15 protein-coding genes, 4 tRNA genes, 1 pseudogene and 1 riboswitch are annotated in these 20,783 nt (G+C 61.9%); of the genes and pseudogenes, 4 read left to right on the top strand and 16 right to left on the bottom strand.

Annotated features, from left to right (window positions below; translation table 11 throughout):
* Positions 1-116 precede the first annotated feature (116 nt).
* Positions 117-1,122, bottom strand: a pseudogene (locus BISU_RS13305) (zinc-dependent alcohol dehydrogenase family protein).
* A 324-nt stretch (positions 1,123-1,446) separates the two neighbouring features.
* Between BISU_RS13305 and glgX the strand changes: the two are divergent.
* Positions 1,447-3,723: a glycogen debranching protein GlgX gene (glgX, locus tag BISU_RS00590; protein WP_024464325.1), complete on the top strand. Its 2,277-nt coding sequence runs from the start codon at positions 1,447-1,449 to the stop codon at positions 3,721-3,723.
* 200 nt (positions 3,724-3,923) lie between these two features.
* Here glgX and rpsI read toward each other — a convergent pair whose 3' ends face one another.
* The 5 genes from rpsI to BISU_RS00565 form a co-directional block, all read right to left on the bottom strand.
* Complete coding sequence (gene rpsI, locus BISU_RS00585; protein ID WP_033502755.1) at positions 3,924-4,415, bottom strand: 30S ribosomal protein S9; 492 nt, start codon at positions 4,413-4,415, stop codon at positions 3,924-3,926.
* Positions 4,416-4,438: 23 nt separating this feature from the next.
* Positions 4,439-4,888 carry a 50S ribosomal protein L13 gene (gene rplM / locus BISU_RS00580; RefSeq protein ID WP_024464323.1) on the bottom strand — a complete coding sequence of 150 codons (450 nt, stop codon included), beginning with the start codon at positions 4,886-4,888 and terminating at the stop codon, positions 4,439-4,441.
* A gap of 352 nt (positions 4,889-5,240) precedes the next feature.
* A complete protein-coding gene (malQ, locus tag BISU_RS00575; RefSeq protein WP_024464322.1) occupies positions 5,241-7,409 on the bottom strand; it encodes a 4-alpha-glucanotransferase in 2,169 nt (722 codons plus the stop codon).
* 103 nt (positions 7,410-7,512) lie between these two features.
* On the bottom strand, positions 7,513-8,349 hold the full coding sequence (locus BISU_RS00570) for an AbrB family transcriptional regulator (protein WP_226839126.1): 837 nt from the start codon (positions 8,347-8,349) through the stop codon (positions 7,513-7,515).
* A gap of 109 nt (positions 8,350-8,458) precedes the next feature.
* Entirely contained in the window at positions 8,459-9,190 is a 732-nt protein-coding gene (locus tag BISU_RS00565; protein ID WP_081672804.1) for an IMPACT family protein, read from the bottom strand.
* Between the two features lie 778 nt (positions 9,191-9,968).
* A riboswitch (TPP riboswitch) is annotated at positions 9,969-10,063 on the top strand.
* Between the two features lie 116 nt (positions 10,064-10,179).
* Here BISU_RS00565 and BISU_RS00560 point away from each other — a divergent pair.
* Positions 10,180-10,887 carry a TenA family protein gene (locus BISU_RS00560; RefSeq protein ID WP_202805530.1) on the top strand — a complete coding sequence of 236 codons (708 nt, stop codon included), beginning with the start codon at positions 10,180-10,182 and terminating at the stop codon, positions 10,885-10,887.
* Complete coding sequence (locus tag BISU_RS00555) at positions 10,884-11,591, top strand: TenA family protein (RefSeq protein WP_024464318.1); 708 nt, start codon at positions 10,884-10,886, stop codon at positions 11,589-11,591. The genes BISU_RS00560 and BISU_RS00555 overlap by 4 nt, the downstream gene beginning before the upstream one ends.
* A 273-nt stretch (positions 11,592-11,864) precedes the next feature.
* Here BISU_RS00555 and BISU_RS00550 read toward each other — a convergent pair whose 3' ends face one another.
* The 3 genes from BISU_RS00550 to BISU_RS00540 all read right to left on the bottom strand — a co-directional run bounded on the left by BISU_RS00550 (position 11,865) and on the right by BISU_RS00540 (position 14,841).
* Positions 11,865-12,794: an AAA family ATPase gene (locus tag BISU_RS00550; RefSeq protein WP_161787734.1), complete on the bottom strand. Its 930-nt coding sequence runs from the start codon at positions 12,792-12,794 to the stop codon at positions 11,865-11,867.
* 174 nt (positions 12,795-12,968) lie between these two features.
* Positions 12,969-14,489, bottom strand: coding sequence for an amino acid permease (locus BISU_RS00545; protein WP_024464316.1), 1,521 nt, complete (start codon positions 14,487-14,489; stop codon positions 12,969-12,971).
* Positions 14,490-14,753: 264 nt separating this feature from the next.
* Positions 14,754-14,841: transfer RNA gene (locus BISU_RS00540), tRNA-Ser, on the bottom strand.
* 146 nt (positions 14,842-14,987) lie between these two features.
* On the opposite strand from BISU_RS00540, the gene dinB reads away from it, so the two are divergent.
* Positions 14,988-16,262 (top strand): DNA polymerase IV, encoded by a 1,275-nt coding sequence (dinB, locus tag BISU_RS00535; RefSeq protein ID WP_024464315.1) that lies wholly within the window; start codon positions 14,988-14,990, stop codon positions 16,260-16,262.
* A gap of 406 nt (positions 16,263-16,668) precedes the next feature.
* Here the strand turns inward: dinB and dapC are convergent, their stop codons facing one another.
* The 7 genes from dapC to BISU_RS00500 form a co-directional block, all read right to left on the bottom strand.
* A complete protein-coding gene (dapC, locus tag BISU_RS00530; protein ID WP_024464314.1) occupies positions 16,669-17,790 on the bottom strand; it encodes a succinyldiaminopimelate transaminase in 1,122 nt (373 codons plus the stop codon).
* A 9-nt stretch (positions 17,791-17,799) separates the two neighbouring features.
* Positions 17,800-18,123 (bottom strand): ferredoxin, encoded by a 324-nt coding sequence (gene fdxA, locus BISU_RS00525; RefSeq protein ID WP_024464313.1) that lies wholly within the window; start codon positions 18,121-18,123, stop codon positions 17,800-17,802.
* A 346-nt stretch (positions 18,124-18,469) separates the two neighbouring features.
* Complete coding sequence (locus BISU_RS00520) at positions 18,470-19,699, bottom strand: FAD-binding protein (RefSeq protein ID WP_024464312.1); 1,230 nt, start codon at positions 19,697-19,699, stop codon at positions 18,470-18,472.
* Between the two features lie 498 nt (positions 19,700-20,197).
* Positions 20,198-20,368, bottom strand: coding sequence for a 50S ribosomal protein L33 (gene rpmG / locus BISU_RS00515; protein ID WP_024464311.1), 171 nt, complete (start codon positions 20,366-20,368; stop codon positions 20,198-20,200).
* 46 nt (positions 20,369-20,414) lie between these two features.
* A tRNA-Met gene (locus BISU_RS00510) sits at positions 20,415-20,488 on the bottom strand.
* 4 nt (positions 20,489-20,492) lie between these two features.
* Positions 20,493-20,564: transfer RNA gene (locus tag BISU_RS00505), tRNA-Thr, on the bottom strand.
* Position 20,565: 1 nt separating this feature from the next.
* Positions 20,566-20,647 (bottom strand) — tRNA-Tyr (locus BISU_RS00500).
* Positions 20,648-20,783 lie beyond the last annotated feature (136 nt).

Raw genomic sequence — 20,783 nt, 5'->3', positions numbered from 1 at the left:
TCGGGCGTCTGAAACGATGAAACGCCCGAATGCGCCGGGCGGACTTTGGTCGAGGAAGCGACCCATTATCCGCACCTCCAGCCCAGCCGAAACGCAGTACGCCTCGCTCATGACGCCTACGCGGCGACCTTCACCACTGCCTTGGAGACGCCTTCGACCTTGCCATCCAGGAAGTCCTGCACCTGATCGAGCTCGAATTCGTGGCTGATGAGCGGGGCGACGTTGATCTTGCCGCTGGCGAGCAGACTGATGGCGTCGCGGAAGGTGTGCGGATTGATGAAGGAGCCTTTGATCGCCAGCTGCTTCTTGTAGATGTCATAGGTGTTCATCTCGAAATGGGCCTCCTGCGGCCCCACCCCGAACATGAGCACCTGCGCGCCCTTCTTAGTGGCTTTCACCGCGTCGCTCTGCGTCTTGGGCAGTCCCACCGCCTCGATGACGACGTCGTAGGATTCCTCGGGAATCCGCTCGCGCCTGGTGTTGTAGGTGCCGGCCACGCCGAACAGCGCCTTGTTGCGCTCGAGCTTGTCATCGAAGATGCCGGCGAGGTCGACGCGATGCACGCCATACGCCTGCAGCGTCTGCGCGAACAGCTGGCCCATGAAGCCATCGCCGATGACCAGCGCCTTCTGGTATGGATGCAGTTCAAGCAGATCGACGCCGTGAACCGCGCATGAAATCGGCTCGATGGTCGCAGCGTCCTTGAGCGGGACGTTGTCGGGCAACGCATACAGCACCGAGGCCGGGGCCACGAACTGCTCCGCCAGCCCGCCGTCCCTGGTGACGCCGACCGCACTGAGGTGGTCGCACAGCTCGGGCCTGCTTGTCAGGCAGAATTCACACTGCCCGCAGTAGATATTCGGGTCGACCGCCACCCGGTCTCCCGGCTTGACGTTCGTGACCCTGCGAGCCGACCGCAGCGACGACGCCGGAGTTCTCGTGGCCCAGCACGATCGGCGGCACCGCGGGCGCGGACCCTGGCCGCCCTGCGTACAGATCGTGATCGGTGCCGCACACGCCCGCATAGGCGGTGTTCACCAGCACCTCGTTCTCCCCGATGAAGGGGGTGTCACGATTCATGATCTCGAATTGCTTGATTCCGGTCAGCACCAGTGCTTTCATGACCGTTCCTTTCCGCGAGGCCGCATCGCCCCGCAGCCGACTACCTTGTCTTTCTACGGATGCCATCCGGAGCGCTCGCCCCGCATGTTCCGACACTGAGTGTAAGCCGAAAACCATACTTTTACAAATCACATTTACAAAAGTTTCATCGCGTCGCGCGGCAAATCGTCCGAAGCGGCCAACCAAGCGGCCGACCGGCCCCCATCCAGCACCGACCCAGCGCCCATCCGACACACATCGTTCCTGCGATTCCCTTGAAATCCGCCAAATCCACATCCAAGACAGGCATTTGGAATGTGCCATGCGGCAACATACAATGAATGCATGCGCAATCCTCCACTTCACCGCTACGCGACACGACCCGGACTGTATTTCACCGAAGACGGCGGCGCCGACGCCATCGTCCGCTCGGAAACGGCCGATCAGGTATGGCTGTGCGTCTACGAGCCGGTCACCCGGCCTTCCGCGTTCTACTCAGACTCCATCCAAGTGCTCGACGGCAAGGCTACCTGCATGCTCAAGCACATCCACACCCATGACAGAAGCACGCGCATCGTGCAGTCGCTCGGCATGCGCGAGACGCTGTTCCGCATGAGCGGACCCAACTACGGCCTGTGGTACGTGCATCTGCCGAAGGCTTGGGACGGCATGCGCTACGGATACCGGGTGGACGGGGCCTGGGATCCGAAGCACGGCGTGCGCTTCAACCCGTACAAGCTGCTGCTCGACCCGTATGCCAAAGGCATCGACGGGCATATGGAACTCACCCCGGCGGCGTTCTCCTATACCTGCGATGTCGTGGACAACGTGGTCAAAGGCTCCGCCTTCGACGGGATGAGCACCATCGACTCGCTGGGCTCGGTGCCGGTTTCGGTCGCCATCGATGATCGGGACACCTTTAAGCACGTCGGCGACCCTACGCACCCCCATGTGCCGTGGAGCAAGACGGTGATCTACGAGCTGCATGTCAAAGGCTTCACGGCGAACGCGCCGTGGCTGCCCGAAGAATTGCGCGGAACCTACGCCGGGCTCGCGCATCCGCAGACGCTGTCGTATCTGCAGCGGCTGGGCGTCACGTCGATCGAGCTATTGCCCATTCAGGCCAAGCAGGACGAGCTGCATGTGCGCGAGAACGGGCTGACCAACTACTGGGGCTACTCCACGCTGGGCTATTTCTCGCCGGAGCCCTCCTATGCGACCGAGGCCTCGCGCAGCCAAGGGGCCAAGGCGGTGCGCCAGGAGGTCATCGACATGGTGCACGCCCTGCACGAGGCGGGTCTGGAAGTCATCATGGACGTGGTCTACAACCATACCTGCGAAGGCGGTCCGGAGGGGCCGACCGTATGCTGGCGCGGCTTGGACGAGCTGTCGTACTACCGCCGCATGAAGGACAATCCCGGCATTCTCGAAGACACCACCGGATGCGGCAACACCATGGACTTCACGAACACGCATGTCGTCACCTATGCGATTGATTCGCTGCGCTACTGGGCCAAGCGCATCGGCATCGACGGCTTCCGCTTCGATCTGGCGGCTTCGCTGGCCCGGCTCGACGGCGAATTCACCCACCACCATCCCTTCCTGTACGCGCTGCGCAGCGATCTGCTGCTCGGCAATCTCAAGCTCATCATGGAGCCGTGGGACCTAGGCAATGCCGGATGGCGGACCGGTCAGTTCGGCTCGCCCTTCGCCGAATGGAACGACCGCTTCCGAGACACCACGCGCAAGTTCTGGCTCTCCGACGCCGAGAAATCCCCCACCGCAAACGCCGTGGGCATGCAGGACATGGCCACCCGGCTGTGCGGTTCGGCCGACCTGTTCGCCACCGAACCGGGCCGCGGCGCCACTTCCTCGATCAACTACGTCGTAAGCCATGACGGCTTCACGCTGAGCGATCTGACCATGTACTCGCGCAAGCACAACCAGGCCAACGGCGAGAACAACACCGACGGATCGGATATCAACAATTCCGCCAATTTCGGCGTGGAAGGCCCCAGCGACGATCCGGAGATATGCGAGCGGCGCGAACGTGCCGCGCTCAACATGCTCGGCACGCTGCTGCTTTCGCTCGGCACGCCGATGCTGGCGGCGGGCGACGAATTCGGCAACTCGCAGCGGGGCAACAATAACGCCTACTGCCAGGACAACGACATCTCATGGCTGCAATGGGACTGGCTGGACAAAGACGAGCCGAGTCCGCAATTGAGCCGGATGCGATCCGTCGCACGGCTCGTTTCGATTCGCAAATCCCTTGACCTCTACCATCACGAGGACTTCTTCACGCGGCTCACCCAGCTGGGTCTGTTCAAGCAGTCCAGCCGCGTGCAGTGGTTCCTGCCCGACGGCACCACGCCGATGGAGCGCGACTGGTTCGACACCGAAATACGCGCCTTCACGATGCGCCTGACCTCGAACGACGAAGTGAACATCCTCATCGTCATCAACGGCGACGCGGGCGCACAGAGCTTCCGGCTGCCGCAGGACAGCGAATGGCGGTGCCTGTGGACCTCGGCGGGCGACGATGCGGACGCCGTTCCCGAGCAGCCGGAAGGATGGGACATCCCCGGACGAAGCATCTGCCTGATGCGTCAGATCGTGTAGGGCCGGCGTGGCGGCGACGCGTCAGGACTGCTATACACAAGTCGGTAGATAGTTTTTCTCATCCGCATCATTGCAATGATGCAAATCACTTATCTACCGACTTGTGTATGGAATCCCAGACATGTCTATTCTCAACGACATTGGCCCCCTGCGAGTGCATCGCAGGGGGCCAATGTCGTATTGCATATAACGCGCAAAACCTAGCGCTTCGAGAACTGCGGAGCGCGGCGGGCCTTGTGCAGACCGGCCTTCTTGCGCTCGACGGCGCGGGCGTCGCGAGTCAGGAATCCGGCCTTCTTCAGAGCCGCGCGGTTCGCGTCGCGGTCGATGGCGTTGAGCGCACGGGCCACGCCCAAGCGGATTGCGCCGGCCTGGCCGGTGGTGCCGCCGCCCTCGACGAGGACGATCGCGTCGAACTTGTTTTCGAGCTTGAGCAGCACGATCGGCGAGTTGACCTCACGCTGCTGCAGGCGAGAGGGGAAGTACTCCTCAAGCGTGTGCCCGTTGACGGTCCACTTGCCGGAACCCGGAATCAGTCGCACGCGGGCGACGGCTTCCTTGCGGCGGCCGGTGCCGTAGCCCGGCTCGATCGCCGAGGTGCCGGTGCCTGCGCCGGAGTTGGTCTCGGTGCTGTAGGAAGTGAGCTCCTCTTCGGTCTCGAGAACCGCGGAGTCGTTGGTGTTTTCAGCCATGTTTCTCTTGTCTCCTTTTCGGTTCACTTGGCCTGCTGCGAGACCTGGGAGATCTCGTAGTTCTGGGGCTTCTGGGGGGTGTGCGGGTGCTCGGCGCCAGCGAAGACGTGGAGTCGATCCAGCTGCACCTTGGACAGGCGGTTCTTGGGCAGCATGCCCTTGATCGCCGTGGTGACGATGCGCTCGGGGTTGCGCTGCAGCAGATCGCCGTAGTTGTCGCTGCGCAGGCCGCCGGGACGTCCGGAGTGCATGTACAGCTCCTTGCCCAGCTTGTTGCCCGTCAGCGCGATCTTCGCGGCGTTGACGATGATGACATGGTTGCCGGAATCGGCGTGAGGCGCGAAGGTCGGCTTGTTCTTGCCGCGCAGCAGCGTCGCCGCCTGGGTGGCAAGACGGCCGAGCACCACGTCAGTCGCGTCGATGACGTACCAGTCGTGAGTCAGATCAGCTGGCTTCGGTGTGAAAGTTTTCACGAGTGTACCTTTTCTTAGGTTATTGTGTTCCGGGCTTCGAGAGCCGTGGTGAAAAGTCACGACAGTTTCAGCCTCATTATCCGTGGGCTCCCTGAAAGTCCTCGGTTGCGAGTGGGAAAGCGCTTTGAAGGACCCCTTAGGGAAACACAACAATCCTCAACTATATCGCGAGCCTTGACTTCCTGCAACACGCCCGACACGCCATGCGGCGAGCCGGCTATGGCGAGCCATCCCTTATTCGCGTGTTCCGCATGTTCCCGGGATTGCGCCGAACCGGAACCCTCAGCGGTGCCTGCAACGGTTCCGAGGCGCAGCCGCCGCAAAATCCCGGGAAAACGCTAGGCCGGGGTGCTCAGTCGCGCATGATCGCGGCAAGGGATTGCAGACGGGAGTTGTCGAAAAGCGTCTCGAGCGGCACGACGTCGCCATTCTCGTCAGCCAGCGGGATGCGCCAATTCGGGTATTCGTTGTTGGTGCCCGGCTGGTTCTGGGTGCGGTGCTCTCCCACCGCATCGGTCAGCGAAGCCGCCAAGAGCCTGCTCGGCGCAGCCTTGAGCCCACGGTAGAGCGCCTCGACGATCAGCTGCTCGTGCTCGGTTTCCTCGGTGATGAGCGCCGGATCGAGGAAGCCTTTGTCGACCAGCATCGAGAGCATCGCGTTATGCTCCTGAATCGCTTCGGCCTTGAACTCCTCGACGGGCATGGTGAGCAGATGGAGCCGATCGCGTATCTCGACATGCTCATAGCTCAGATACCCCGCGGCCGGCGGCAGGTCATGCGTGTTGACGGAGGCGAGCGCATCGCGACGCCAAGTGTCGGGCGGCAGGAACACGCCGTCCTTCTGCTCGAACCATTCGACCGTGCAGCCCAGAATCCCGTGACGCTTGAGCGAATCGACCACGAATTTGGGCACCACGCCGAGATCCTCGCCCACGATCACGCCATGTGCGCGTTCAGTTTCGATGGCCAGGATGCCGAGCATGGTCTCGCTGTCGTAGCGCACGTAGGCGCCTTGCGTGGCCGTATGGCCCTGCGGTATCCACCACAGCCGGAAGAGACCCAGAATATGGTCGATGCGCACCGCACCGGCCTGCGAGAACATGCCATGCACCAAGTCACGATAGACCTGGTATCCCGTGGATTCCAGCGACAGCGGGCTTAACGGCGGCTGACTCCAATTCTGGCCCTGCTGATTGAAGTAGTCCGGCGGGACGCCGACCGTAGCGCCTTTGGCGAAGCGCTCGGGATTCCACCACACCTCGGAGCCGGCCGGGTGCACGCCGACGGCCATATCCGACATGATGCCGATGCCCATGCCCGCGCCCTTGGCCGCGCGCTGAGCGTCTTCGAGCTGTCCGATGGCGACCCATTCGAGCCAGCAGTAGAAGTCGAGCGTGTCGGGGAACTGCTCGCGAATCTGCGCGATCTGCTCGGAATCCTTAGACAGCGTGTGAATCCAACTGTTGGGGTCGTTGTCGTCAGGAGCGCCCCACTTGTCGTAGCACAGGCACCAGGTCGCGTAGGCTTCAAGCTCGTCGCCGGTGGCCTGCTTGAACTGGTCGAACTGCGCCTGCCGCGCAGCGCCCAGACCGGCTTTGAAGATGAGCCAGAGCGCACGCATCTTCGAGCGCCACATCGCATCGCGATCGATGAGCTGCGCATCGCCATTGAGCGCCTCGACCTGGGCTTTCAAATCGTCGATCTGCGCCCGCGTGTCCTCGTCCAGGAAACCGTATTCCTCGATGTCTTCGGGCCGGATGTAGGTGAAGTTCACGAAACGGCGCGAAACCGGCAAGTAGGGCGACGGCGTGAGCGGCGGCACCGGCTCGGCGGCATGCAGCGGGTTGATCAGCAGGAAATCGGCGCCGGTTTTGCCTTTCGACTCCACCAGCAGCGTCTTCAGATCGGCGAAATCGCCCACGCCCCACGACTGAGCCGAACGAATGGAATACAGCTGGGCCATCCAACCCCACATCCGGCCGTCCTTGAGCGGCTCCAAGGGCTCGATCCTCTCCGGCGCGCTGATCAGCGTGGCGTCCTGCGTGCGCTCCCCGACCGCGACATGCAGCGTGTGGTAGCCCATAGGCAGATCCGCAGGAATCATGATCGAGGCCGTGGTCACGAAGGAATCCTCAAGCGGGTATACCGGCGAACCGTCCCCCACGCCGATGGCCACGTCGCCGCCGAATTCCTCGCCATTCTCCAAGGTGATGCTGGCCGAGGGGACGTCGAGCACGCCGGTATTGACCGGAACCGCGCTCTCCTCGCCTACGGTGTGCAGCACGGTGGGTGCCACCAAACGCCGATGCCGGTCGTTCAGTATTGCTGTGATGGATTGCGCTACGGCCTTATCGCTCGCAGCGTCAACGCCCAAGGCACCGAGCACAGCGATCAGGACATCATCTTCGATTTCGTGGTAATCGCTGCTCTGCCCGATGTAGCTGGTCTCCACCCCGACCAGCCGAGCCAATCGGATCAGAGGACGCGCCAAGCGTTCTTCGCTTTCGACTTTCTGTGTCATTCCTCCAGTATAACCCCTAATTTGGCTCTATACGGCACCTGCGTCCACCATAGCGAGGGTCATGTGGCGTAACTCACCTTGTAATCCACGCATTCGTCGGCATTCATTGGTCCTGTAGCCGCGAGCGGGCGGCCTTGGCAACCTGCGGCGAGGAATCCGCGGCGAGCCGTTCCAGCGTCGGCCGCGCCGCTTGCGGATTGAGCGCGACGGCGCGGCGGACCATCGAGGAAAGCACATCGGAGGCGCTGGACTCAAGCTCCGCCCCCAGCTTGGCTAGAAAATCAAGCGTTTCAGGACTGGTCTGCGGGTTCTGCGCACCTTCCAGACGCATCTTCCACGAGGTGCGCCCGTTGCGCAGGGCGATATCGCGCACTTGGGCATCCTCATCCTTGGTGAGCCGCCCGACCAGCCAGTTCTTATCGTCGGCGTTGCCCGCCACCGCTCGGCGCACTTCAGGCGCAGAGTCGACGGAAAGCTTGACCAGCACATTCGGGAACGGCATGGTCTGCGCCAGCTGCACACGGTCCTCGATCGGAGTGCTGGGGTTGCCGGCCACCGCTTCGAGCAATGCGGTCGCTCGGGAGAACGCCGCCTGATCGGCCTTGTCGGGCAGAGGCCTGCGCGCGAATTCGCTCAGCTCGGCGCTGTCATGGGAATGTCGCAGCCGCTCGTAGGTATCGGTCAACGGTTCAAAATCGTCGGGTTTGCCGGAATTGACCGGGACGGCCGAAATGGCGGCGAGCGCGGAGGAAGAGGCGGGAAGGGCATTGTCCGTCGCATTGTCGCTATCCGCCGTTGAGCCGCTCGCCCCGGTATTCGTTTCGGTGCTCTCAGCGGCAGCAGCGTCTCCTGGCCGCACAGCATCCTTCTGCGACTGATTGGCGTCTTCCGCTCCGGCCTGCCGTGCCGGTTCCTGCGCCGTTTCCTGCAATTCGCTCATATCGCCCAGCATATCGCCTGCCCTTAAGAACTTCACCGAGACAGAACCGCTGGGGAGCATCTCACAGCAGCTTGCCCAGCCGAAGCACGGCTCACTGCGGAAGCACAATTCATTGCGGAAGCACGGTCTGCGGGGGCGCTGTCTGCGGCACGACCTGATTGACCGTGTCTAGCGCCTGCGGCCGCACCGTGCCGCTGAATGCGTCGCGCAGCCGCGATTCGAAGCGATCGCACCGCTCGCATGGCACCAGCACCTCGAATACGACTCCTTGGGCATAGCTCACATCCACTCTGGTGCCCTGCACCGATTCCAGCAAGTGTTCGAATGCGCCCAAATGCCGGTATTCCAGTGCGACCCGGTAGTGCCGACTGGGCATCAAAGCAGCCGTGTCGGCAGCCTCCAAGGCCATCGAAGCCGCCGTTGCATAAGCGCGAATCAGGCCTCCCGACCCCAGCAGTACCCCGCCGAAGTACCGCGTGACGCTCACCACGCAATCGGTGAGACGCTTCGTGCGCAGCACATCCAGAATGGGCTTTCCAGCCGTGCCCGAAGGCTCGCCATCATCGCTCATGCGCTCGCTCAGCTGCTCGCTGGCACCGCATACGCCCGCATAGGCCACATGCCGGGCCTTGGGATGATGCTCGCGAATCGTCTGCACGAAGGCGAGCGCCTCATCGAGTGTGGCCACATGGCAGGCGTTGCCGATGAATTCGGATTTGCGTTCGACGAAGGAACCCTGCGCCGGGCGCTCGGGCTCATTGAGCACGGTGTAGTCCGTGGAAACCGGGAAGGGTGTGGAATCCGCGGATTCTGCGTGGCCGATACGTGCTGCATTGTTCATCGATACCTATGGTGTCCACGACCCCCGACTCACGGCTGTATTGCTTGCGGCTGAGCGACAGGCACGCAGCCCACGGTCCCCAAGCGTACGTTTTTCAGCATGCTGCACGACCCCGTATCGGAAAACGTACGCTAAGCCGTCGGCAGCGTACGTTTTCCAATACAGACCTGCAAACGTGTCATGAAACGTACGCTGACGAAGCGCAGGGAGTGCAGCGTGCAGGGGGCGCGTAAGGCATACGCTTGCGACACGCCGCGTGCGACCATATCGCAATGGGGCACGTGGTTGCTCGCTATGAAGTGCCTATAGACTGGCAACTGGAGGCGGACGGACAAAGGCGTACCTCCGGCTCCACTTCACGCAACACGTTATCGAAGAACGCACGAACATCATCGGCTCATGGAACGAATACGCCCCCCTCAGCGTCCGTTTCGTAGCGCTAGCCACGTCCTGACGCTACAATCCGGACGATAACGAAGCCTTACAGACCGTTTTGTAGCGTCAGCTACACCCTAACGCTACAATCCGGACGATAACGAAGTCTCAGAGACCGTTTTGTAGCGCTCGGTCAAAATCAGCGCTACAATCCGGACGCTAATCGAAGGGGTGCGGACGAAACGGTGCGGACGAAAAGCATATCCAACTTTTCGTCCGCACCCCCGCAACTCAACGGCGCATTCGTTCCATTAGTCTCCTGCCCAAGCACGGTCCCAACCACCGCACGCTCTCAACCGACGCAAGCCGGTCTGGACCGCATCCGCCTGCGCTGCTACAATCGGCAATCGACACGGGGTGTCGCCGCCGGCGACTGAGACCACACCCGTTGAACCTGATGCAGATCATGCTGACGAAGGGATGTCATGGACGAGTTTTCGCGATCGCAGTCATCATCAATATCACCGCAAACGTCGGCTTCGCCGTCGAACGACCGCCGCTTCACCGATGAGCTTTGGGAGTCGACAGCCCCCGAATTGGCGGCCATTCATAGGATGGAGTTCCTGAGGCTGCTGGGATCGGGCGAATTGAACGCCACCGACTTCCAGTTCTACATGCATCAGGACACGTTGTACCTGCGCGGATATGCGCAGTCGCTCGCCCTGCTCTCCGCTCGAAGCCCCACTTCCGAGCTGACGGCCGCATGGGCCGAGGCCGCGCGCGGAGCCAGCATCGAGGAGACGCAGCTGCACCGCAGCGTCCTGCCGAACGGCCCCGATCTGCTTTCGCCGGCCGACCAGCTGCCATCGCCGGTATGCTTGGGCTACACGTCGTTCCTCGTCGCGCAGACCTCGCAGGCGCCGTATCCGGTGGGTGCCGCAGCCGTGCTCCCCTGCTTCTGGGTGTATGCGCATGTCGCCGAACGGCTGGCGCATCAGGCCGGGGCATTGCTGGAACGCAACCCCGAGCATCCATATGCCCAGTGGATCGCCGAATACGACGGCGAAGAGTTCCATGCTTCAGTGGAACAGGCTCGCCGCAATGTGGACATTGCCGCGCAATCGGCTTCGCCTGCGGAACGCGACGAGATGCGACGCGCCTACCGCACCGCCACGCGGTACGAATACCTCTTCTGGGATTCGGCACTGCACCGCCGCCCTTGGCCTGATTTCTCCGACGATGGCGTGCGCAGCGATGCGCAAGCCGACAACGGCGATGCGCAATCCGATACACGATTCAATATGCGAGGAGACCTTCGATGAGTACTCCGATTACGACTGCTGCCACATCCGCTGACGCATCCGAAGCCACGAGCGCCACACCTTACGACCGTTTCCGCACTTTGGCGCACGGTGAGTGGCAAGCCGCCATCGATCACCGCTTCGTGCGCGAGCTGGTGGCCGACACGCTGCCCGACGATGTGCTGCGCGACTATCTGATTCAAGACAATCAGTTCTCCTTCGACTTCCTGTCCCTGCTCGGTCAGGCGCTCGCTTCGTCCGACACGATGCCGGCCAAGAACCGGCTCGCCCGGCAGCTCGGCTTCATCGCCAACGATGAGGACGCGTACTTCCAAGACCGTTTCGCCCAGTTTGCAGTGCCGCAGGCTGAGATCGACAACCCGCAGCTCACGCCTTCAGCGCAGGGATTCCGGCAGCTGTATCGCTCGACGCTCGAAACGCGCTCATACGCCGACGCGCTCATCGTGCTCACCGTCGCGGAGTCGCTCTATCTCGACTGGGCCGAACTGCAGACCGCGCACGGCACCCGCATGCCCAAGCTGGCCCAGAACAGAGGCTGGGTCGACGTGCACCGAGGCGAGGATTTTGCTGAGTGGGTGGCATTCCTGATCGGCGAACTCAATCGCGTCGCCGACACTGACGATCCCGAGCAGCGCGAGCGTTTCACGCAAGCCGTGCATTACGAACTCGGCTTCTTCGACGATGCCTACGCCGGAAAAAGCTGAGGGCCGTAACCCTTAACCCTGAGCGGTAAACGCACGAGGGCCGCCGACATAGCGATATGTCGGCGGCCCTCGCTGATTGAGAAAAGGAAATTTAAACAACCCTACCGAGCACGTTATTCCCATGCTGCAAATCGCAAAAAGGCGCTGGCGATAGTCACCGTGCAATGACTTCGCCAGCGCCTCATGCGCGGAATTCAGTTATCGTCTTTCCTAGGCCGGCCAGCCATTCAGCCGGCAGGCCCGGGAGACCGGATCAGATCGGGTCAGGCCCGGTCAGTCCGAACCGTTGCGGCGGGAGAGCTTGCGCAGACCCAGACCAGCGGCAGCCAAGGCGAGCATGGCGATCAGCGCGATTCCCACGCTGGCGCCAGTGCTGGCCAGAATGGACTGCGGCTTCTCGGCCGGAGCAGGCGTCTTGACCGAACCCTTGCCAGGAGCAGCCGGAGCCGCGGGCACTTCCACGCTCAGCGTGCCCTCAGCGGTCTTGCCGTTCGAGTCGGTCACCGTGTACCGCTGCGGCGTGGCCTTGCCCGAGAAGCCCTTGGCCGGAGTGAAGGTGGCGACCGGCTGGCCGTCGACGACCTTGATCGTCCACGTGCCCTCGCTAGGAACTTCCTTCACGGTCTTGCCGTTGTCGAACACGGTGGACGTGATCGGAGCGGAACCAGGCTTGGCCATCGGATTGAGCGTCACCACGACGGCCGTCAGCGAGGCAGACTCACGGAATATGTCCCTGAGCTCCTCGGCGCGGCCGTCATCGAGCCAATAATCGAAATCGTCGACAAGCAGCACGGCATCTCGTTGCTGAGACTGCGGAAGCTGCGAACCCTGAGAGGCCTGTGGATTTTCCTGCGAACCCTCAGTCCGGCCGGGTTCACTCCAAAGGCTGCTGAGGATCTGCGAGGGGGTGCGGCCTTCATTGCCGGAATCGGAAACCATGACATGCGGGCGACGCCGGCGCCCCAGCTCGCCGCCAAGCTGCCGCAATAAAGTCGTTCTGCCCGAACCCGGAGCCCCGCTGATGTTCACCCAGCGATGCCTCGCCACCACAACCGAACGAAGCAGCCGACGCCTCGGAATCGTCACCATCGCCGCAGAACCCCGAAACAGACTCTTCCACTCCCCCGGAATCCACTCGGAGGGACCTTCTTCTCCCAAAAGCGCCTTTCCCGAATGCAATGACGACTCTGAAGACAAGCCCACGAGTTCCCCTCTCAATTTGCTTTCTGCAACGCAATTGCTCACGCTTCTCTGCATACTTTGAGGAAATGCTATCGTAACTTCAGCAAGCCATATGAACAGTCATGAAACATCGGCGTTTTTCATACCACAAAATCATACTTTTTGCGTGCCTTGAGAGGGTTGGCAGCGCCTCAGTCAGCCGATGCTCGTTTTCGTTTCCTCGGAAAGGTCCGCGGACAGCTCCTTATTGCCGAGCCGCGAGTGCCGGTACGAATAGCCGAAGTAGATGGCGAAGCCGATGACGAGCCACACGACGAAGCGGATCCAGGTCAGCACGGAAAGATTGAGCATCAGCCACAGGTTGGCGAGCGCGATGAGAATCGGCACCCACGGGCTGCCAGGCATCTTGAATGCGCGGGGCAGTTCGGGGCGCTTCCTTCGCATGATCGGCACGGAAACCGCCACCAGCGTGAAGGCCGAAAGCGTGCCGATATTCACCATGTCGGAGAGCACGCCGACGTCAAAGCACGAGGCGACCAGAGCGACAATGACGCCCAGCACGATTTGCAAGCTGGCCGGAGTGCCATGCTTGCCGACAGTCGAAAGCCTGCGCGGCAGCAGCCCGTCGCGGCTCATCGCGAAGACGACGCGGGTCAGGCCGAGCAGCAGCACCATGACCACGGTGGTGAGCCCCACGACGATGCCGAAGGAGATGATCTTGGCCGCCCATGTAGCGCCGACCAGTTCGAAGCCGGTGGCCAGCGAAGGGCTCGCCGCCTTGGCGAGATCCTTGTACGACACCATGCCGGTGGTCACGATCGCGACCAGAATGTAGAGCACCGTCACCAACAGCATGCCCAGGCCGATGCCGCGCGGCACGTTCTTGTGCGGATCCTTCGTCTCCTCGGAGGCGGTGGCCACCACGTCGAAGCCGATGAAGGCGAAGAACACGAGCGCCGCGCCGGAAAGTATGCCGGAAACGCCGTAGATCGACGGCTGCAGGCCTGTGGCCCACTGCCACAGCGGCTGGCCCATGATGCCGCTCGCCGCAGCGCCCGGCACGCTGCTCGCAGGCTGTGACGGCGGAACGAACGGGGTGTAGTTGGATGCCTTGATGTAGAAGAAGCCGACGATGACGACGAAGGCGACGATGGCGATCTTCAGCACGGTGAGCGCGCCATCCACGCGGGCGGACAGACGCGTGCCGAAGACGAGCAGCACGGTGAAGAAGGCGACGATGATCAGCGGTGCGACATCGAAGGTGAAGGACCCGAAATGAAATACGGTGTTGAAATTGAGTCCCATCAGATGAAAAAGATCATTGAGGTAGACGCCCCAGTATTTGGCGATGACCGACCCGGCCATGAGCATTTCGAGGATGAGATCCCAGCCTATGACCCAGGCGACGATCTCGCCCATGGTCGTGTACGTAAACGTGTAGGCGGAACCTGCGGCGGGGATAAGCGAGGCGAATTCCGCGTAGCACATCACAGCCGCGCCGCACACCACGCCGGCGATCAGGAAGCTGACGATGACTGCAGGCCCGGCATGGTAGGCGGCGGCTTGAGCGCCCACCGAGAAGATGCCCGCGCCCACGGCGACCGCCACGCCCATGACCGCAAGATCCCACGCATTGAGGCTGCGCACCAGTTTGCGCTTGCTGTCGCCGGTTTCGGCGAGCGTCTGCTCCACCGACTTGGTTCTAAAGAGTTGCATCGTTGACCGTCTCCTTCTCAAGGCACGCCGTTATGACGCCGCCAAAACCGACATAGTAATACCAGGTCACAGGAGTATCAAGGGTAGGGATTGAATAGTGGTCCGCTGCGAATGTTGTGCATACAGCCGCCATAGCCTTTAGCCGTGAACGATCGGCGCCGGAATCGTCACGGCTGCCAGCACTGTCATGAGTACTACCGCAGATCGAGAACGAAACAGCCGGAAACCGCTGTTTTTCAACGGTTTCCGGCTGTTATCGCGGAGCGGAGTCGGAGGGATTCGAACCCTCGAGCCGCTGTAAGCGACTAACACCTTAGCAGGGTGCCCCTATCGGCCACTCAGGCACGACTCCGGCATTGCGACACGTGCGTGGCGCAACAGCAATCTACTCTAGCATCTGCGCGAGACTCAAACCGCCGGTTTTGCAGAATTGGTGTTGGCTGTTTGCGCAAGTCCAGAGCGAAAGCCGCTGGCGCACACGTTGACTACCATGGAACCATGAGCACAGCACCGAGGATCCAAGCCGCCAAACGCGACTGGGGACATGACGAGTCCGGTTGCACGGTGCTGCACATCGACATGGACGCCTTCTACGCGTCGCTGGAAATCGCACGCAATCCAGCGCTGCGAGGCAAGCCCGTCATCATCGGCACCGGACCGCGCTCAGTGGTCTCCGCAGCGAGCTATGAGGCCCGCCGCTACGGCATCAATTCGGCGATGGCCTCGGCCCGCGCCCGTCAGCTGTGCCCGGACGGCGTGTTTCTGCCGGTCGACATGCACTACTACCGCTCGATATCACATCGGATTGTGAGCGAGGTATTCGGCGCGGTGACCGATCGCATCGAGCAGGTTTCGGTCGATGAAGCCTATATGGACGTTTCGGCGGCGCTCATCCGCTGGCAGGCTCCGAGCGCTATCGGCGCATGGATTCGCAGCCGGGTCGCCGAGCGCTTCCACATCACATGCTCCGTGGGCATCGCGACGAACAAACTCGTGGCGAAGATGGCCTCGACCAACGCGAAGCCGGACGGCATGCTGCTCATCCCCCGAGACCGCCAGGCCGAATTCGTGCAGATGATGCCTTTGCGCGGCATACCGGGCATCGGGCCGTCGCTTGAGAAGCGCCTCAACGGCTGGGGCATCAACGATGTGGCCGACCTGGCCAAGCCCGACGAGTCCACGCTGGCGCAGGCGTGCGGCTCCGCAACGCTGGCGCATACCTTGTTCCTTGCAGCGCGGGGGCAAGACGCGCGTAAAGTGACCATGCGCGCGCCCGAGAAATCCATCGGGTCCGAAAGCACATTTCTTGACGACACCCGCGATATTCGCCGCGTGCGCTCGCTGCTGCGCCGTTGCTGCGACGAGGTGGCCAGCACCTTGCGCCGGCGCGGGCTCACTGCGCGAACCGTGACCGTCAAGCTGCGCTTCGCCGATCTGAGCTATGCGACCAAGGCGCGAACGTTGCAGCGGCCTATGGATACGGCAAGCGCTCTGTATCCGCAGGCCTGCGAGCTGCTGGCCGCAATGACCGGACTGCCCGTCGACGCAGACGACGAAATGCCGCTTCCTCGCGAGGTAAGGCTCGCCGGAGTCAGCGCCAGCGGTTTGGAAAGCGTCCATAGCGTGGTCACTCAGCCATCGTTGGACGACTTGCTTGAGGAGACGCAATCGCCTGGCGGCGTGACGAAATCCGCTCGGCTGCGCGAAGCCGAGCAGGCGTTGGATGCCGTGCGGCAGCGCTACGGCAAGAAGGCCGCGACCTTCGGGGCGTGAATCGACCCGACCGGATTGCCGACTCTGTGTCGTTTATGACAGCAAGCCGACCCTAACGACAGAAACAAGACAGAGTCTCATCCGCCCCTCGTGAACTCTGTCTTGTTTGTGACAATAACCCCCGCTAAGTGTCGCAAACAAGACACAGTAAGCGACAACACTGCCCTTAACGCCCCTTTCGTGACGCTAAGGTGAGTTTAGCGTCACAAAAGGGGCAGTGTCGCGAGGATAAAACCTCTTTTGTGACGGATTACTGAGGATTATTGATGATGACCACCGCAAGTGACCTTGGTCTGTGCGCTTAACGAGACGGTACTGATATAGGGCGCCATCCTTCGGCCCCTTGGCGGGGCCTCACTTCGCCTACGGGCAATCCACCGGATTGCCCGCTTAACGGCTCAGCAGCTCAGTGGCTCAGCAATCGCGCTACGGCTTCATCGATGGCTTCATCGGTCGCAGTAGAGGAGATGCGCAGGAAGTCGGGTGCACCGTAGAACTCGCCGGGGCTTACGAGGATGCCGCGCCGAGCCAGGTCCTCGATATCCTGCCAGCAGCCGCCGGACAGTGCACGAACCCAGATATAGAGCGCCCCCGCAGGCATTTTGACCTCATACCCGTAAGCGCCCAAAGCCTTCACCAGTTTGGCGAGCCGTTGCTGATAGCGTTTGCGCTGCTCGAAAACCGCGGTGGTGTCGCGCAGCGCAGCCACCATGGCGGCCTGCACCGGACCGGAAATGATCTGGCCGATCTGCTTGCGGTAGACGCTCATCTCGTCGATGATGCCCTTGTCGCCCGCGATGAACGCAGTACGGTAGCCCGCCATATTCGACTGCTTGCTTAGAGAATACAGCACCAGAATGCCTTCGGCGCTCCCAGCGCACACGTTGACGCCCAGCGCGCTCGGCGAGGCATCGGCGCACCAGCTCATCAATGCGTAGCATTCGTCGCTGAGCACCACGGCCCCGATTTGACGCGCCGCGGCGACGATGCTGGTCAGCTGCGCGGCGGAGAGCACCTCGCCGCTGGGATTGCACGGCGAATTGACCCAGATGGCCCGTACTCCGGGCGTATTCTTCCACGACTCCACGTCGGAGACGTCATCCACTTTGAGGACTCCAGCTCCGGCGAGCTGCGTGCCGATCTCATACGTGGGATAGGAAATGCGCGGCTGCACGACGAGATCGCCTTCGCCCAAGTGCAGCAGCGAGGCCATCATGGCCACTGCCTCCTTGGAGCCGACCGTAGGCACCAGACCAGCGTTGATCGGCCGCAGGTCGATGCCGCGGCAGTTGAGGAACCAGTCAGCGATGGCAGTGCGCAGCGCGGGCGTGCCTATCGTGGCCGGATAGCCGTGCGCGTTCGGCGCGTCTGCGGCTCCGGCAAGCGCCTGGCGCACGCTTTCGGGCACCGGGTCGACGGGGGAACCGACCGACAGATCGATCATGCCGCCTTCGACTTGGCTTGCGATTGTCTTGCATTCATCAAGCCGACCCCAGTCATAGGGGGTTTGGAAGGTATGAAAACCCATATGTGCGTCTCAGTCCTGATTCTGAATCGGCAGCGCAGCGACCTGTACAGGGTCCTTGCCGAGCGGTCCCGCGGCGGCGGCACCGCCCAGATCACCGACTTCGGCGAAGTAGCTCTCCGCCGCGTCTTTGTACCAAGCCCATTCCTCAGGCACATCGTCTTCGTAGAAAATGGCCTCGACAGGGCACACCGGCTCGCATGCTCCGCAGTCCACGCACTCGTTGGGATTGATGTACAGCGAGCGCGAACCTTCGTAGATGCAGTCGACCGGGCATTCGTCCACGCAGGCCTTGTCTTTGACATCCACACATGGCTGGGCGATCACATAAGCCATCGGCCGACCTCCTTGCATCGAATTCGTTTGCCGCACAGGTGTAAAACTGCATTCCAGCGTACCCGCGAGAGCGGACTCTGGCGGGTACGCCGGCATAAGAGAATAGAGAGTACTGCATCCCAGCGCATAGCCTGCTCCCATCGTATGCCCCATCTCATATTTTCCCGTGCTCGTGCTGTTGCGGACCTTCTCGCAAACTCGAAAACAACGTGATCCCGAGGAATTACGCGAAACAGCGCCTCCAGAGCTCCAGAAACAACAGTTTCACGGGAAAATGGGGCTGAGCGAGGAGAATTGGGCCGGCGAGGGTCAGGCCGGGGCAGGTATTGGGCGCTGAGCCGGGGATTCAGTCTGCGACCAGATTCATGCCGATGACGACGGGCTCGGGGACGAGGCGCACACCGTAGGCGCTGCGCACGCCGTCGCGCACGGCGGCAGCCAATGCGGCGAGGTCGCTGGACTTGGCTCCTCCGCGATTGGTCAATGCCAGTGTATGCCGGCTCGACAATGCGGCTGGAGCCTCAGCGACCAGTGCGTAGCCCTTGTGGAAGCCGGCATGGTCAATCAGCCATGCCGCGGAGGTTTTGACAGCTGGCGAGCCGTCGGCGGCAAGCGCCGGGAAGCGTGGCGCGTCGGCAGGCAACGCAGAGGCAACGGCAGCCGGCAGAATCGGGTTCATGAAGAAGCTGCCGCAGCTATGCCGGTCCCAGTCGGGGCCTTCGACGCCGGTCGCCGCCCGCTGAGAGTCCAAAGCCGCGCGGATGTTTTCTTCGCGCTTCGTGCCCTGCATGGCCGGATTGGCATAGCGCCCGGCGTCCTCCAGCATGCCTTTGGCGGCACGTACGGAGAGCACGGCCGCGCGAATGGCGGTGGTTTCCAGCTTGTCGCCGATTTCCACTCCCAACGCCTTGGCAAGCTGTCCGTTGCCCACCACGCCATGACTGCGATGAGTAAGCCGGAAGGTCACCGACAGAACGACATAGCGCGGCGTGGGAAAGTACTTCGGCCCCGGAATTCCCGGCGCCGCGTACATGCTGGTCTTCAACGCCGACGAACGATAGGCGAAACGCAGATCCGCAGCGGGCAAATACTGCACGCGCTTGGTCTCGCGGTCCCAGACTTCCGCCGATTCCACGCTTGCGGCGACTTCCTGCCCATAGGCGCCGATGTTCTGCACCACCGAGGCGCCGACCGTGCCCGGTATGCCGGAAAGCCCCTCGACTCCGGTCAGACCGAGCCCCACGGCAAAGGCGACGAAATCATCCCAATTACAGCCCGCTTCCGCATTGACATGCACGACAGGTTCGCCGTTTTCGACCGGCGCAGCCTCATCGGGAACGGTTATCGCCCGGCAGCCGTCACGCACGACGACGCCTTCGAAGGCGTCGTCCGCGGCGAGCATATTCGAGCCGCCGCCGATCACGCACAGCGGCAATCCAGCCCGGTCGGCATCTTCGACAGCTTCGATGATCCCCACTCGGCTCGTGGGCTCCACGAAATGCGAGATGGGGCCGCCGACCCCGATGGTGGTCAGGTCAGCGAAAGCCAGCTCGGCGAAAGACGGAAATACGTTCATGATGTGCCATTCTAGCCAACCGGTCTATCCAACCAGCTCACAGGTCTGCAACCCTCGAGCGAAACAAGGCCCTTCGCGTCTCGTGTCGCCCGCTTTCCCCATTCGCGCGTGTATCTGCGTTATGTGAGGCGTTAACTTGGCCTTGCTGAGGTCTATCTGCGTTATGTGAGGCGCTATTTCCTGATGAGCCGAGTATAGGGCAATCGGAAACCGCCATTTTCGGGCGGCGCTACTTGAGGTCCCATAGATCTAACGCCTCACATAACGCAGATAGACCTCAGCAGCACCCCAATAGCACTACACATAAGCGAGATACGCAGTTATTTGGGTGCGCCCGGGAGTCATAGGAACTTTTGTCGACCTCGATGCTCTCACGCACGGTAGGGGCAGGCACCTCAGCCGACCGATCCAGGCAAACGTCCGGAAATGCAGAAAAGCCCGACCGAAGTCGGGCTTGCAACGATTGCGCATGATTGTGGGGGCATGCTCCCCTGAAGGTCAGCGGGTTTCGCGATGCGCGGTCTGCTTGCCGCAGCGCGGACAGAATTTCTTCAGCTCAAGACGGTCCGGCGTATTGCGACGATTCTTCGTCGTGATGTAGTTGCGTTCCTTGCACTCAGTGCATGCCAGCGTGATGCCGGGACGGATATCGGCGCTCTTGCTTGCCATTTCGTTCACCTCTGTGGTCGTTGGTACTGGCGTATGCCAGTCTTTGTAGCGAGGAAGAGACTCGAACTCTTGACCTTACGATTATGAGTCGTACGCTCTAACCAGCTGAGCTACCCCGCCAGAGAGCCTCGAGTGAGAATCGGACTCACGACCTCTTCCTTACCAAGGAAGTGCTCTACCACTGAGCTATCGAGGCGTGCCGGATAGTGGATTCGAACCACTGAAGTCGTAGACGGCTGATTTACAGTCAGCTCCCTTTGACCGCTTGGGAAATCCGGCATGCTGCCGCTCACGACGTAAGCCGTAAATTGGCAACTTGGCTATAATGCCACGATTGCCCGACATGCGCAAGTCGGGGACACGCCGTGCGATGCCTGGCAGACCCGCTTCTCGCAGCGGCATACGCACCAAGGCC

Source organism: Bifidobacterium subtile (assembly GCF_000741775.1).
GTDB lineage: Bacteria > Actinomycetota > Actinomycetes > Actinomycetales > Bifidobacteriaceae > Bifidobacterium > Bifidobacterium subtile.
Note: the sequence above shows the minus strand (reverse complement) of the source record. Positions and strands in the feature narration are given on the sequence as shown.